The organism is Bacillus sp. AY18-3, assembly GCF_008042305.1.
GTDB classification, from domain to species: domain Bacteria; phylum Bacillota; class Bacilli; order Bacillales; family Bacillaceae_G; genus Bacillus_A; species Bacillus_A wiedmannii.
The window spans coordinates 126,617-141,553 of the sequence record NZ_QKQR01000011.1 but is presented as its reverse complement, the minus strand read 5'-3'; the positions used below and the strand labels follow the sequence as shown (position 1 = coordinate 141,553).

General features: G+C 35.7%; 12 protein-coding genes. 6 read left to right on the top strand and 6 right to left on the bottom strand.

The annotated features are described in order from the left end of the window. Nucleotides 1-167: 167 nt before the first annotated feature. The 6 genes from gyrA to dnaA form a co-directional block, all read right to left on the bottom strand. The gene (gene gyrA / locus DM800_RS11050; protein WP_001282859.1) at nt 168-2,639 is read right to left on the bottom strand and encodes a DNA gyrase subunit A; all 2,472 of its coding nucleotides are present in this window, start codon (nt 2,637-2,639) and stop codon (nt 168-170) included. An 88-nt stretch (nt 2,640-2,727) separates the two neighbouring features. Continuing rightward, nucleotides 2,728-4,650 carry a DNA topoisomerase (ATP-hydrolyzing) subunit B gene (gene gyrB, locus DM800_RS11045; RefSeq protein ID WP_000435974.1) on the bottom strand — a complete coding sequence of 641 codons (1,923 nt, stop codon included), beginning with the start codon at nt 4,648-4,650 and terminating at the stop codon, nt 2,728-2,730. A 38-nt stretch (nt 4,651-4,688) separates the two neighbouring features. Continuing rightward, nucleotides 4,689-5,816 carry a DNA replication/repair protein RecF gene (gene recF, locus DM800_RS11040; protein ID WP_000470742.1) on the bottom strand — a complete coding sequence of 376 codons (1,128 nt, stop codon included), beginning with the start codon at nt 5,814-5,816 and terminating at the stop codon, nt 4,689-4,691. Nucleotides 5,817-5,828: 12 nt separating this feature from the next. Then, nucleotides 5,829-6,041, bottom strand: coding sequence for a S4 domain-containing protein YaaA (gene yaaA / locus DM800_RS11035; protein WP_000821366.1), 213 nt, complete (start codon nt 6,039-6,041; stop codon nt 5,829-5,831). 127 nt (nt 6,042-6,168) lie between these two features. Beyond that, the gene (gene dnaN, locus DM800_RS11030) at nt 6,169-7,308 is read right to left on the bottom strand and encodes a DNA polymerase III subunit beta (RefSeq protein WP_087981847.1); all 1,140 of its coding nucleotides are present in this window, start codon (nt 7,306-7,308) and stop codon (nt 6,169-6,171) included. A 179-nt stretch (nt 7,309-7,487) separates the two neighbouring features. After that, nucleotides 7,488-8,828 carry a chromosomal replication initiator protein DnaA gene (dnaA, locus tag DM800_RS11025; protein ID WP_000428027.1) on the bottom strand — a complete coding sequence of 447 codons (1,341 nt, stop codon included), beginning with the start codon at nt 8,826-8,828 and terminating at the stop codon, nt 7,488-7,490. A gap of 565 nt (nt 8,829-9,393) precedes the next feature. On the opposite strand from dnaA, the gene rpmH reads away from it, so the two are divergent. The 6 genes from rpmH to mnmG all read left to right on the top strand — a co-directional run bounded on the left by rpmH (nt 9,394) and on the right by mnmG (nt 14,925). Further along, nucleotides 9,394-9,528: a 50S ribosomal protein L34 gene (rpmH, locus tag DM800_RS11020; RefSeq protein WP_000831901.1), complete on the top strand. Its 135-nt coding sequence runs from the start codon at nt 9,394-9,396 to the stop codon at nt 9,526-9,528. Nucleotides 9,529-9,604: 76 nt separating this feature from the next. Continuing rightward, nucleotides 9,605-9,952 carry a ribonuclease P protein component gene (gene rnpA / locus DM800_RS11015; protein WP_000731505.1) on the top strand — a complete coding sequence of 116 codons (348 nt, stop codon included), beginning with the start codon at nt 9,605-9,607 and terminating at the stop codon, nt 9,950-9,952. Nucleotides 9,953-10,004: 52 nt separating this feature from the next. After that, on the top strand, nt 10,005-10,772 hold the full coding sequence (gene spoIIIJ, locus DM800_RS11010; RefSeq protein ID WP_000726758.1) for a YidC family membrane integrase SpoIIIJ: 768 nt from the start codon (nt 10,005-10,007) through the stop codon (nt 10,770-10,772). Further along, the gene (gene jag / locus DM800_RS11005; RefSeq protein ID WP_147786858.1) at nt 10,769-11,386 is read left to right on the top strand and encodes an RNA-binding cell elongation regulator Jag/EloR; all 618 of its coding nucleotides are present in this window, start codon (nt 10,769-10,771) and stop codon (nt 11,384-11,386) included. The genes spoIIIJ and jag overlap by 4 nt, the downstream gene beginning before the upstream one ends. A 226-nt stretch (nt 11,387-11,612) precedes the next feature. After that, nucleotides 11,613-12,989: a tRNA uridine-5-carboxymethylaminomethyl(34) synthesis GTPase MnmE gene (mnmE, locus tag DM800_RS11000; RefSeq protein ID WP_147786857.1), complete on the top strand. Its 1,377-nt coding sequence runs from the start codon at nt 11,613-11,615 to the stop codon at nt 12,987-12,989. Nucleotides 12,990-13,035: 46 nt separating this feature from the next. After that, nucleotides 13,036-14,925: a tRNA uridine-5-carboxymethylaminomethyl(34) synthesis enzyme MnmG gene (gene mnmG, locus DM800_RS10995; RefSeq protein WP_000541059.1), complete on the top strand. Its 1,890-nt coding sequence runs from the start codon at nt 13,036-13,038 to the stop codon at nt 14,923-14,925. The last annotated feature ends 12 nt before the right edge of the window (nt 14,926-14,937 follow it).

The following is a 14,937-nucleotide window of genomic DNA, read 5'->3' as shown; positions in this document are numbered from 1 at the left end:
CATCGCGTTTCAGCGACTTTCATAATATATCATAGTATATTATTTTCGTCAACAAGTTTTTTAAGATAATTTGTATCTCTCATTTGCTGACTCTGCCTATTATATAGAGTTTTCCATTGCTATGCAAGTATTATTATAAAAAAATAAGAGGAGGAAAAATCCCCCTCTTATTCTTCAGAAGAAACCTCTTCATTAGATTCCTCTTCTTCATCTTTCTGTGCTTTTGCTACCGTCGCTACCTCTTGCTCATCCTCTAATCGAATTAGACGAACACCTTGTGTATTACGTCCCATTTGAGAGATTTGATCAACTGGCATACGAATAATAACACCTGCTGCCGTAATTAACATGATATCTTCTTCACCTGTTACAGATTTAACAGCTACTAATTTACCGTTTTTATCTGTAATATTACAAGTCTTCAGACCTTTACCACCACGGCTTTGTAGACGGTATTCATCAATAGGTGTACGTTTTCCATAACCATTTTTCGTTACGATTAGAACATTTACATCCTCTTCGACAATTTCCATGCCTACAACTTGATCTTCATCACCTAATGTAATTGCTTTTACACCAGCCGCATTACGTCCCATAGAACGCACATCTTGCTCGTTAAAGCGAATTAACATACCATTGCTTGTTCCTACAATAATATCCTTATCACCAGATGTTAAACGTACAGATATTACTTCATCCTCTTCACGAAGAGAGATGGCGATTAAACCATTCGTACGTATATTTGCAAATGATGAAAGTGGCGTTCTCTTAGAAATACCTTGTTTTGTTGTGAAGAATAAGAATTCATCATCACCAAATTCACGAATTGGAATAATGGCGTTAATCCATTCACCCTTATCTACACCTAATAAGTTAATAATAGGTATACCTTTTGCTGTACGACTATACTCTGGGATTTCATATCCTTTCGTACGGTATACTTTCCCTTTATTAGTAAAGAATAAAATGTGATCATGCGTAGAAGTAGTTAATAAATGCTCTACGAAATCATCATCATTTGTTCCCATTCCTTGCACACCACGTCCACCACGGTTCTGTGTTTTGTACGTAGAAGCCGGTAACCTCTTAATATAACCATTATGAGTTAACGTAATAGCGATGTTTTGCTCTGGAATCAAATCTTCATCTTCAATAAATTCCATGCCACCAATTGTAATTTCCGTTCGTCTCTTATCATTGAAGCGTTCTTTTACTTCCGTTAATTCTTCACGAATAATCTCAAGAACTTTCTCTTCATCTGCTAAGATTGCTTTTAATTCAGCGATTAACTTCATTAAGTCTTGATATTCTTGCTCAATTTTTTCACGTTCTAATCCTGTTAAACGTTGCAGACGCATATCTAAAATTGCTTGTGCTTGTTTCTCACTTAAACCGAAACGTTCCATTAAGCCTTGTTTTGCAATATCTGCTGTTTTCGAACTACGAATTAACGTAATAACTTCATCTAGATGATCTAGAGCAATTCGTAATCCTTCTAAAATATGAGCACGCGCCTCTGCTTTTTCTAATTCATAAGCAGTACGTCGACGAATTACTACCTTCTGGTGCTCCAAGTAATGATATAAATTTTGTTTTAAATTCAGTACTTGTGGCTCTCCATTTACAAGAGACAACATATTAATACCGAAACTTGTTTGAAGTGCTGTATGTTTATATAGATTATTTAATAGTACATTGGCATTAGCATCACGGCGTACTTCCATAACAATACGCATACCGTTTCGATCTGACTCATCACGTAAATCCGTAATACCTTCAATTTTCTTATCACGAACTAATTCTGCAATTTTTTCAATTAATCGCGCCTTATTAACTTGATAAGGTAGTTCAGTTACGAGAATAGATTGTTTACCATTTGACTTCTCTTCAATTTCAACTTTAGCTCGAAGCATAATAGAGCCTCTACCTGTTTCATACGCTCTTCGAATCCCACTTCGTCCCAAAATTAAACCTGCTGTTGGAAAATCTGGTCCTGGAATAAACTCCATTAATTCCGCAATCGTAATGTCGGGATTATGGCTTAGTGCCAATACACCATCAATTACTTCCCCGAGTTGATGCGGTGGAATATTCGTTGCCATACCTACCGCAATACCCGTCGTACCATTCACTAATAAATTAGGGAAACGCGCTGGCAATACAATTGGCTCTCTTTCAGAACCATCATAGTTATCTTGATAATCAATCGTATTTTTTGAAATATCACGTATTAATTCCATAGAAATCTTAGACATTCTTGCTTCTGTATAACGCATCGCTGCTGCTGAATCACCATCAACAGAACCAAAGTTACCATGCCCATCAACAAGCATATAACGTTGACTAAAATCTTGCGCCATACGTACCATCGTCTCGTAAACAGCTGAATCACCGTGAGGGTGATACTTACCGATTACTTCACCGACAATACGCGCTGATTTTTTATACGCTTTATCAGCTGTAATTCCTAAATCATTCATCGCATATAAAACCCTACGATGCACAGGTTTTAATCCATCACGAACATCTGGTAATGCACGAGATACGATAACACTCATTGCGTAATCTAAAAACGAGGTACGCATTTCATGACTAATATTAATTTCTCGAATTCGTGCTTGTTGTTGATTGTCTGACATCAACCAGCACCTCCTCTTACATTTCCGTTACACATACATTGATTTATATGTAGAAGACAGGAATACTTAGATTCCTGTCATTACCCATTTAAATATCAAGGTTTTTCACGTATTTTGCATTTTCTTGGATAAAGTTACGACGTGGCTCTACTTTATCTCCCATCAAAATTTCAAATGTTTCATCCGCTTCAATTGCATCTTGAAGTGAAACTTGAAGTAATGAACGTACTTCTGGGTCCATTGTCGTCTCCCATAACTGAGTTGGATTCATTTCCCCTAGACCTTTATAACGCTGAATCCCTGGCTTAGGTTGGGCTGGTAATTCAGCTAAGATTTTTTCAAGTTCCTTATCATTGTAAGCATATTGAATTTTCTTACCTTGTTGTACTTTAAACAAAGGTGGCTGTGCAATATATATATAACCGCACTCAATTATTTGACGCATATAGCGATAGAAGAACGTTAATAATAGGGTACGAATATGCGCACCATCAACATCAGCATCCGTCATAATAATAACTTTATGATAGCGTGCTTTTTCAATAGCGAAGTCTCCGCCGATATTTGTACCAATCGCTGTAATAATTGTACGAACTTCATCATTTGATAAAATCTTATCTAAGCGTGCCTTTTCAACATTAATGATTTTACCCTTCAGCGGTAAAATTGCTTGGAAATGACGATCACGCCCTTGTTTTGCAGACCCACCCGCAGAGTCACCCTCTACGATATAGATTTCACTAATTGCTGGATCTTTAGAAGAACAATCTGCCAATTTCCCTGGTAAACTTGAAACTTCTAAAGCACTCTTTCGGCGAGTTAACTCACGAGCCTTTTTAGCTGCTACACGCGCACGCGCTGCCATCGTCCCTTTATCTATAATCTTACGTGCAACATTCGGATTTTCCAGTAAGAACTTTTCAAATGCCTCTGAGAATACTGACTCTGTAATTGTTCTTGCTTCACTATTTCCAAGTTTCGTCTTCGTTTGTCCTTCGAATTGTGGATTTGGATGTTTAATTGACACAATCGCTGTTAAACCTTCACGAACATCTTCACCAGTTAAATTACTATCCGCATCTTTTAAAATATTATTTTTACGACCATAATCGTTGATCACACGAGTTAAGGCTGTTTTAAATCCTACCTCATGTGTACCACCTTCATACGTATGAATATTATTTGTAAATGAGTAAATATGATTTGTGTATCCTTCGTTATATTGAAGCGCAACTTCAACCTGAATACCATCTTTTGAACCCTCTACATATACAGGTTCTTCATGAATTGGCTGTTTTGAACGATTTAAATGCTCAACATATGATTTAATTCCACCTTCATAATGGAATTCTTTCTTCTGTTTATGTTCACGTTTATCTTCAATTGTTAATTTAATATTACGATTTAAAAATGCTAATTCGCGCATACGAGTTGCTAACGTATCAAATTCGTATACTATTGTTTCCTGAAAAATTTCTGGATCTGGTTTAAATCGAGTTATCGTCCCTGTTTGATCTGTGTCACCAATGACTTTTAAATCCGCAACCGGGATACCTCTTTCGTATTTTTGATAATGGATTTTGCCTTCACGATGTACAAATACCTCTAGTTCTGTTGATAGAGCATTTACTACAGATGCCCCAACACCATGCAAACCACCAGAAACTTTATAACCGCCACCGCCAAACTTACCACCAGCATGAAGAACGGTCATTATAACTTCTACAGCAGGACGTCCCATTTTTTCTTGTATACCAACTGGAATACCACGTCCATTATCCGTTACAAGAATACTATTATCTTCTTCGATACTAACGTTAATTTCATCACAATACCCTGCAAGTGCTTCATCAATACTATTATCGACGATTTCCCACACAAGATGGTGAAGTCCTTTTCCACTTGTAGATCCAATATACATCCCAGGGCGTTTTCGAACCGCTTCTAATCCTTCAAGTACCTGTATCTGACTTTCATCATATGAGTTTTCTTCCATTTGCTTTTGTTCCATTGACACAAAGATCACCTACTTTTCCATTTAAATAGGGATTACGCCCTATCTATTTCACAATCTACCGTGCCGTTCGTTACATGAATTGTTTTCGCTTCTTTTAATGTTTCGTGTTCAATTCCGTCGACACTCGTCGTTGTCACAAATGTTTGCACTTTTCCTTGAATTGTATTTAACAGATGCGATTGACGATAATCATCTAATTCTGATAATACATCATCCAATAAAAGAATCGGATATTCCTTAACTTCTGAGTAAATCAATTCAATTTCAGCTAATTTTAGGGACAGTGCGGTCGTTCGTTGTTGTCCTTGCGAACCAAAGACTTGAACATTTTTACTATTAACGAAGAATTGTAAATCATCACGATGAGGACCAATTAAAGTCGTACCACGGAAAATCTCACGTTGTTTCACAGATTGAAAATTTTCATAGTATACTTCTTTTATTTTCGACAAATCCATTGATTCTGATACATCTACACTTGGTTTATAGACAATTTCTAATTCTTCTAATCCGCGGCTTATACCGCGATGAATTGGAGCTGCCCATTCTTGTAGTAAATGCAAAAACTCAAACCGTTTTTGCAATATTTTTGCACCATGCTCAATAAGTTGAAGTGTAAATACATCCAACATCGTTTCCTCATTCTTACTATTCCCTTGCATCTTTTTCAGCAAGTGATTTCGTTGCGTGAGCACCTTTTGATATTGACTCAATTCATACAAATAGATTGGAGCTATTTGGCCTAATTCCATATCTAAAAAGCGTCTTCTTACTTGAGGGCTTCCTTTTACAAGATTTAAATCTTCTGGGGCAAACATGACAACATTCATCATGCCAATATATTGACTCAATTTTTGTTGTTCAAGTTGATTTAATTTTGCCTTTTTACCTTTTTTCGAAATATTTAATTCCAAAGACAAAGAACTATTTCTCTTTTGTAATTTCCCTTTAATTTGACCGAAGTCTTCATCCCAACGGATAAGCTCGCGGTCATTAGAGGTTCTATGAGATTTCGCCATCGCTAAAACATAAATAGCTTCCATCAAATTCGTTTTCCCTTGTGCGTTTTCACCGATAATCACATTCACTTTATCTTCAAAGGAAAGCTCTAACTTTTCATAATTGCGATAGTTTTTTAATTGTATTTCTGAAATAAACAAAGGGCTCCCCCTTTATGCCTGAACTTGGAAACTTCCGCTTCCTGGAATTTCAATAATATCGTTCGCATATAATTTGCGACCTCTTCTATTTTCAAGTTCTTGATTCACGTACACTTCATATTCTTGTAAAAACCATTTTACAGCGCCACCTGTATCAATTACATCGGCTAACTTCAAAAATTGTCCTAGTGTAATATACTCTGTTGAAATTTTAATACGTTTCATAAAATCGCTCACTTTCTGAAAGTGTTCATTCTTTCATTGTACTAAATAAACTAACATTAGGAAAGTAATACCCAAAAATCAAATAAGGGCTACTAGTATCTGAAAACTAGCAACCCTTACTTCTTACTTAGTAAGTACGAACCGGTAAAATTAATTGAATAATGGACTCATCATTTACTGTACGAATTAAGAATGGTCTCATCGCACCAGTAAAGCTAATTTTAATTTCAGTACTATCTAAAGCTTTTAGTGCATCCATCATATATTTTGCACTAAAAGATATTTTTAACTCTTCCCCATCCATCTTTTCACATTGAACTTCTTCTACTACTTTCCCAATTTCTGGTGAATTCGAAGAAATTTCTAGCATTTCCTGTTCTAAAGTTGATAATTTTACAACATTATTACGACCATCCCTTGCTAATAAAGATGCACGATCAATTGCTTGTAAAAATTCTTTTGTATTTACAAAAATATCTGTTTTACTTTCTGCTGGAATTAAACGAGTTGTATCCGGATAATTACCTTCTAACAATCTTGAGAAGAATAATAAATGCTTTGTACGGAATAATACTTGATACTCCGTAATAACGATATCTACCATTTCTTCAGACTCATCTAGAATTTTGCTTAATTCATTTAAGCTTTTACCCGGAATAACAACATTCGCTTGAAATTCATCTGCGATTCCTTCGATTTTTGCTTTTCGAAGAGCTAACCTGTGACTATCTGTAGCAATGCAAGTTAATTCGCTGTTATATACTTTCCAGTTTACACCTGTCAAGATTGGTCTTGTTTCAGAAGTGGAAACTGCAAATACAGTTTGTCTGATCATATGTTTCAGTAAATCTGTTGGGATCTTAAAAACATGATGTTCTTCAATTTGTGGTAACAATGGATATTCAGCAGAATCTAAACCATTTAAATTAAACTCTGATTTTCCAGAAATTATTTTTGTCATAAAATGATTTTCCACAGAAATTTCGACAGTCTCTTTAGGTAATTTTTTTACAATCTCACTAAAATATTTTGCTTGTAAAATAATACTTCCTGATTGTGCTACTTCTACGATTTCTTTTCCATTGTCTTCAACTGGGATAAAAGATTCAATAGAAATATCAGCATCGCTTCCTGTTAACGTAACTCCTTCTTCCGTAGCGACAACTTTAATTCCTGTAAGGATCGGAATTGTTGTACGAGAAGAAACAGCCTTCATTACATCTTGTACACTTCTTACAAGATAGTCTTTTTGTATTGTAAAACGCATAAAGAAAAACCTCCGGTAAGTATAATATTTTATTTAATTAATAAAGATAAAAAAATAGTAGTAATAGTAATAGGGCCTGTGGATATGTGGATAACCCCCTTGAAGGATGTAAAAACAGTCTATCTACATGTGGATAGACTGTGCGTAAAACAAGGGAAGTTATTCACACTATTCAGCTACTACTTTAAAATATCGTTAATTTCTTCAACTTGTTTTTGTAATTGCGTATCCGTTTTAAGCAGCTTAGAAATTTTTTCATGAGCATGGATAACTGTTGTATGATCACGTCCACCAAATTCTTCACCGATTTTAGGTAAGGAGTAATCTGTAAGTTCGCGTGATAAATACATTGCAATTTGGCGAGGGAAGGCAACTGATTTTGTTCGCTTTTTCGCCTTGAAATCTTCCAGTTTTATTTGATAAACATCCCCGACAGCCTTTTGAATATCATAAATGGAGATAATTTTTGGTTTAGAATTTGGAATAATATTTTTAAGTGCTTCAGCTGCTAAATCAGCATTAATATCTTTGTTAATTAAAGATGAATAAGCTACAACTCGGATAAGTGCACCTTCTAGTTCACGAATGTTTGAATCAATTTGATTTGCAATATAAAGCATAACCTCATTTGGTATATCGAGTCCTTCAGCCTTTGCTTTTTTACGTAAAATTGCAATTCGTGTTTCTAAATCTGGTGGCGTAATATCCGTAATGAGTCCCCATTCAAAGCGAGAACGAAGACGATCTTCTAAAGTTGGAATTTCTTTTGGTGGCCGATCACTTGAAATTACAATTTGTTTACTTTCTTCGTGTAATGCATTGAATGTATGGAAAAACTCTTCTTGAGTTTGTTCTTTTCCTGCTAGAAATTGAATATCATCTATCAATAAAACATCTACATTACGGTATTTATTACGAAAATCGACCGCTTTATTATCACGAATAGAATTAATGAATTCATTTGTAAATTTTTCTGATGATAAATATACAACCTTTGCGTTTGGGTTATGTTCAATTACATAATGACCAATTGCATGCATTAAATGGGTCTTTCCGAGTCCAACTCCCCCGTAAATAAAGAGGGGATTATATGCTTTAGCTGGCGCTTCGGCTACGGCCAATGAAGCAGCGTGAGCAAAACGGTTACCAGAGCCAATAACAAATGTATCAAACGTATATTTTGGATTTAGCATACTCTGTGGTAAATGATTAGAATCATCTTGTGCTGAATTTGGTTTAGAAGGAGGAAGATCAATCTCCTCTTCAGCTTGACTTTGGGGAATAATAAAGCGAATAGCTAATTTTGCCCCCGTTAAATCATAAAGTGTTTCCGAAATTAGCTCTGAATAATGAGATTCTAACCAATCACGAGCGAATTCATTTGGAGCTGTAATTGTTAACACGTCTTTCTTTAAATTATGTGCGGTTGTTGATTTTAACCATGTTTCATAACTTGGTTTACTGACCTTTTTTTCTAGTTCTTTTAAGGCGCTGTTCCATAAATCAGAGATGTTTTCCAAAGGTGTCCCTCCTTTACTAAGATGGTAAAAGAATAAGGTTGCGCAACAAATGTACAACCTAAATAAATATAAAATGTATATTTATACGAAACGTATTTTAAAACCTAAAAACGTCGTTTGTATATGAGATAGGGTTTTCGACAAAAAAAGCAAATGTGGATAAGCATTTACCCACATGTGATTAAAACTGTCCACATGTTATACACAAATTGTGGATAAGATAAAGGTGTGGAAAACTTATTCAAAGTGAAAACACAACTATAATATCAAAAAAAAGTAGCTATAGCAATGAATTTAAGAAAGTTATCCACAAAATCAATACCTTGTGGAATAAACTTGTCCACAACACGATATACTGTGTAAAAGTACGAAAAGGGTTTGTGGATATAAAAACCGAGAAAAAACATTTATCCACAAGGAAATATAGGGTCTGTGAAAAAGTATGTGAATAGGTTCAAAATGAATATTTGATGAAAATTTCGAGAACCATTGACATTTTCCTAGTTGATTAACTATAATTTATAGGACTGTCTTTAACAGATATTCCTCAGGGAGGTGTCATATAATGAAAAGAACTTACCAACCAAATAAACGTAAGCGCAGCAAAGTACATGGTTTCCGCAGCCGTATGAGCACAGCGAACGGACGTAAAGTGCTAGCAGCTCGTCGTCGTAAAGGAAGAAAAGTATTATCTGCGTAGACCACTGATCGTTCAGTGGTCTTTTTTTCTAATAATAGTGAATTTCCACTGATGAACTACAGGAGTGTCAATTGATATGAAGAAAAAATATCGTATAAAAAAGAATGATGAATTCCAGACGGTTTTTCAAAAAGGAAAATCGAACGCTAACCGTCAGCTTGTTGTCTATCAACTAGATAAGGGAGAGCAGCCAAACTTTCGTATTGGCCTTTCTGTCAGCAAGAAAATAGGAAATGCAGTAGTGCGTAACCGAATTAAACGTATGATTCGCCAGTCGATCACAGAATTAAAAGATGAGATAGATTCTGGAAAAGATTTTGTTATAATAGCAAGGAAGCCTTGTGCAGAGATGACATATGAAGAATTAAAGAAAAGCTTAATTCATGTCTTTAAACGCTCTGGTATGAAAAGAATAAAAAAGTAGCGTAAGGAAATGAATTACACTATATACATACCGAAACAAGGAGGAGCAGGCTTTGAAAAAGAAAATAGGTTTACTAGCCATGGTTATTGCATTAATGGCAATTGCTACTGGCTGTAGTGAAGTGAATCAGCCGATTACACCGAAAAGTACTGGAATTTGGAATGAATATTTCGTATATCCGCTTTCTCAGTTAATTACGTATTTTGCCAACTTATTTGGTAGTAATTACGGTTTAGCAATCGTTGTTACAACTCTTATCATTCGTTTTGCATTATTACCATTAATGATTAAACAAACGAAGAGTACGAAAGCAATGCAGGCGTTACAACCAGAAATGGTTAAGTTAAAAGAGAAATATAGTTCTAAAGATCAAGCAACACAGCAAAAACTACAACAAGAAATGATGCAGTTATATCAAAAAAATGGTGTAAACCCATTAGCAGGATGTTTACCAATATTCATTCAGATGCCTATTTTATTCGCGTTTTACCATGCGATTATGAGAACAGCAGAAATTAGTAAGCATACATTTTTATGGTTCGATTTAGGGCAGGCAGATCCGTACTATATCTTACCGGTTGTTGCGGCAATTACGACATTTATTCAGCAAAAGCTTGCAATGGCAGGAACAGCTGGTCAAAATCCGCAAATGGCAATGATGATTTGGCTTATGCCAATTATGATTTTAGTCTTTGCAATTAACTTCCCAGCTGCATTATCACTTTACTGGGTTGTTGGTAATATCTTTGGTATCGCTCAAATGTACTTGATTAAAGGGCCAGAAATTAAGGCTAGTAAGGCAGAAGGATCAAGCAAGTGAGTGTAATTACTGCTAAAGGACAAACAGTCGAGCTGGCAGTACAAGATGCTTTAAGGCAACTAAATGTTCTAAAAGACCGAGTAGATATAAATATTATCGATGAGGGTAAAAGAGGGTTCCTAGGTTTATTTGGGAATCGACCTGCAGTAGTAGAAGTTGTATTGAAGAAAGATCCGATTCAAGAATGTGAAGAATATTTAAAAAATATTCTTCATGATATGGGTGTGGAAGCTGAGATTAGTAAAATTGTAAAAGGACGCGAAGTTGAATTTACAATTTCCGGCAAAAACATAGGTGTTTTGATTGGGAAAAGAGGAAACACCTTGAATTCTTTGCAGTATTTAACAAAACTTGTGGCGAATCGTAGTACGAAGCAGTATATTGGCATCACACTAGATGCTGAAAATTATCGTAGTAAAAGAAAAGCTACATTAGAAGCACTTTCTTATCGATTAGCAAAACAAGTAGTAAGTACGAAAAAAAGAGTTGTGTTGGAGCCTATGCCATCTTTTGAACGAAAGATTATCCACCAAGCATTATCTAATCATCAAAATATCATTACAACTTCTGAAGGAAAAGAACCACATCGACATGTTGTAATATCTTCCAAGTGACCGGTTACTCAATTGAGTGCCGGTTTTTTTGAGGGGAAAATAGGTGTGGATAACTAAAAAACACTAAACTTATCCACTGTGAATAAGTTTAGTGTTTTTTACATGAGGACATAATAAAATGAGTTATTATTCTTTTGTAGATAGGTTCGTTATGGTATTCTAATAATTTAGTGAAGAAAATAATCATGTTGAAATAGAGATAAATAAGCAAGTGAGGTGAAAGGACATGGAATTTGATACAATTGCCGCGATTTCCACAGCGCTTGGAGAGGGTGCAATTGCCATTGTTCGAGTAAGTGGAGATGATGCGGTTGAAAAAGTTAATCGTATTTTTAAAGGGAAGGATTTAACAGAAGTTCCTTCTCACACAATTCATTATGGTCATATTGTGGATTTAGATACAAATCAGGTTATTGAAGAAGTGATGGTATCTATTCTGCGTGCACCAAGGACTTTTACACGTGAAAATATAGTGGAAATTAACTGTCACGGCGGACTTGTTTCGGTAAATAAAGTATTGCAGCTTATTTTAGCGCAAGGAGTACGATTAGCAGAGCCTGGTGAATTTACAAAACGTGCTTTTTTAAATGGCCGTATTGATTTATCACAAGCAGAAGCTGTTATGGACTTAATCCGTGCAAAAACAGATCGTGCAATGAACGTAGCGATTAATCAAATGGAAGGACGATTATCTAAATTAATCGGCCGTCTGCGTCAGGACATATTAGAAACGTTGGCTCATGTTGAGGTAAACATAGATTACCCGGAATATGATGATGTGGAAGAAATGACACATAATATTTTAATTGAGAAGGCTACACATGTTCGTACGGAAATTGCAAAAATATTAGAAACATCGAAGCAAGGAAAGATTTTACGTGAAGGTATTGCTACTGCAATCATCGGTAGACCTAACGTTGGGAAGTCATCGCTATTAAATAGTCTTGTTCAGGAGAAAAAGGCAATTGTAACTGATATTGCAGGAACAACTCGTGATGTTATTGAAGAGTACGTTAATGTGCGTGGTGTACCACTTAAACTTATAGATACAGCCGGGATTCGTGAAACAGAAGATGTTGTTGAACGAATTGGTGTAGAGCGTTCAAAAGAAATGATGAGCCAAGCTGATTTAGTGTTAGTTGTCGTTAATTATAGCGAGGCTTTAACGCATGAGGATGAAAATCTATTCCGTGCCGTACAAGGAAAAGATTTCATTGTTATTGTAAATAAGACAGATTTATCGCAAGTAATCGATATGGAACGTGTTATAGAATTGGCAGCGGGAAATCGTATTATTACAACATCGTTAATTGAGGAACAAGGAATAGATGAGCTTGAAAAGGCAATAGCTGATTTATTCTTTGAAGGAACAATTGATTCTGCAGATGTGACATATGTTTCTAACGCGAGACATATTGGATTATTAACACAAGCAGGAAAAACAATTGGAGATGCAATTGAGGCAATAGAAAACGGTGTTCCAATTGATATGGTGCAAATTGATTTAACAAGAACGTGGGAAATACTTGGTGAAATTACTGGTGATACCGTCCATGAAAGCCTAATTGACCAGTTGTTCTCTCAATTTTGTTTAGGAAAATAATATAGCGATGTTTGAGAAAGATAGAGATTTTTAGGAGGAATAAACAATGGGATACAATGCCGGTTCATACGATGTCATAGTAATCGGTGCAGGTCATGCAGGATGTGAAGCTGGTCTTGCGGCAGCACGAATGGGCTCCAAAACATTAATGTTAACAATTAATTTAGATATGGTGGCGTTTATGCCATGTAACCCTTCTGTTGGTGGACCAGCAAAAGGGATTGTTGTTCGGGAAATTGATGCATTAGGCGGAGAAATGGGACGCAACATCGATAAAACATATATTCAAATGCGTATGTTAAATACAGGTAAAGGACCAGCTGTACGCGCGCTTCGCGCACAAGCAGATAAGTTTTCTTACCAGCATGAATTAAAGAAAACAATTGAAGAAACACCAAATTTAACGTTGTTCCAAGGAATGGTTGAGCGTTTAATCGTTGAAGATGGCGAATGTAAAGGGGTAGTTACGCAAGCTGGTGCTGAATATACAGCCAAAACAGTTGTAATTACGACTGGAACATTTTTACGCGGTGAGATTATTATGGGAGATCTAAAATATTCGAGCGGTCCGAATAATCAACAACCATCTATTACTTTATCCGAGCATTTAGAGGAGCTTGGATTTGATCTTGTTAGATTTAAAACAGGTACACCTCCGCGTGTAAATAGTAATACGATTGATTACAGTAAAACAGAAATTCAGCCAGGTGATGATAAACCACGAGCTTTCTCTTTTGAAACGACAAAATTTATTATGGATCAAATTCCATGTTGGTTGACGTATACAAGTACGGAAACACATCGTTTAATAGATGAAAACCTACATCGCTCAGCTATGTATTCTGGTATGATTAAGGGAACAGGACCTAGATATTGTCCTTCAATTGAAGACAAAGTAGTAAGATTTAATGATAAACCACGTCATCAAATTTTCTTAGAGCCAGAAGGACGTAATACACAAGAAGTGTATGTACAAGGTTTATCCACAAGCTTACCAGAAGATGTGCAACGTGATATGCTTAGAACAATACCTGGCCTAGAAAATGTTGAAATGATGCGTACAGGTTATGCAATTGAATATGATGCAATTGTGCCAACACAACTATGGCCAACACTTGAAACGAAAAAAATTAAGAATTTATATACAGCAGGACAAATTAACGGAACTTCTGGTTACGAAGAGGCGGCAGGACAAGGGCTTATGGCTGGGATTAATGCAGCATGTCGTTCTTTAGGTAAAAAAGAAGTTATTTTAGGTCGCGCGGATGCTTATATTGGTGTCTTAATTGATGACCTTGTAACGAAAGGTACAAATGAACCATATCGCTTATTAACATCTCGTGCAGAATATCGCCTATTATTACGCCACGATAATGCTGATCTTCGTTTAACTGAAGTTGGTCGTGAAATTGGATTAATTAAAGAAGAGCGCTATGAGCGATTTACAAATAAAAAATTAAAAATTGAACAGGAAAAGGAACGTTTAAGCAGCATTATTATTAAACCACGTCCTGAAGTTCAAGAATTAATTCGTAGTATTGGCGGAAGTGAATTGAAAGATGGAATACGTGCAAGTGACTTATTACGTCGTCCAGAGATGACATATGAGCATATTCATCTTTTAGTACCAAGCGAAGTAGAATTAAGTGATGAAATTACAGAACAAGTTGAAATTCAGATTAAGTACGAAGGATATATCGAAAAATCCTTACAGCAAGTAGAGCGTATGAAGAAAATGGAAAACAAAAAAATCCCTGTGGATATTGATTATGATGCGATTTCTAGCCTTGCCTCAGAAGCGAGACAGAAATTGAAAGATGTGCGTCCACTTTCAATGGGGCAGGCTTCACGTATTTCTGGCGTGAATCCAGCGGATGTTTCTATTTTACTTGTGTATATTGAACAAGGAAAAATTGCGCGAGTATCGAACCAATAAATAGTAAGGAGA

Bases quoted from the DNA above. Each gene is read 5' to 3' on its own strand.
- mnmG (WP_000541059.1), top strand. From the start codon at position 13,036: ATGGGATACAATGCCGGTTCATACGATGTCATAGTAATCGGTGCAGGT.
- mnmE (WP_147786857.1), top strand. From the start codon at position 11,613: ATGGAATTTGATACAATTGCCGCGATTTCCACAGCGCTTGGAGAGGGT.
- dnaN (WP_087981847.1), bottom strand. From the start codon at position 7,308: ATGCGTTTTACAATACAAAAAGACTATCTTGTAAGAAGTGTACAAGAT.
- gyrB (WP_000435974.1), bottom strand. From the start codon at position 4,650: ATGGAACAAAAGCAAATGGAAGAAAACTCATATGATGAAAGTCAGATA.
- rpmH (WP_000831901.1), top strand. From the start codon at position 9,394: ATGAAAAGAACTTACCAACCAAATAAACGTAAGCGCAGCAAAGTACAT.
- rnpA (WP_000731505.1), top strand. From the start codon at position 9,605: ATGAAGAAAAAATATCGTATAAAAAAGAATGATGAATTCCAGACGGTT.
- gyrA (WP_001282859.1), bottom strand. From the start codon at position 2,639: ATGTCAGACAATCAACAACAAGCACGAATTCGAGAAATTAATATTAGT.
- yaaA (WP_000821366.1), bottom strand. From the start codon at position 6,041: ATGAAACGTATTAAAATTTCAACAGAGTATATTACACTAGGACAATTT.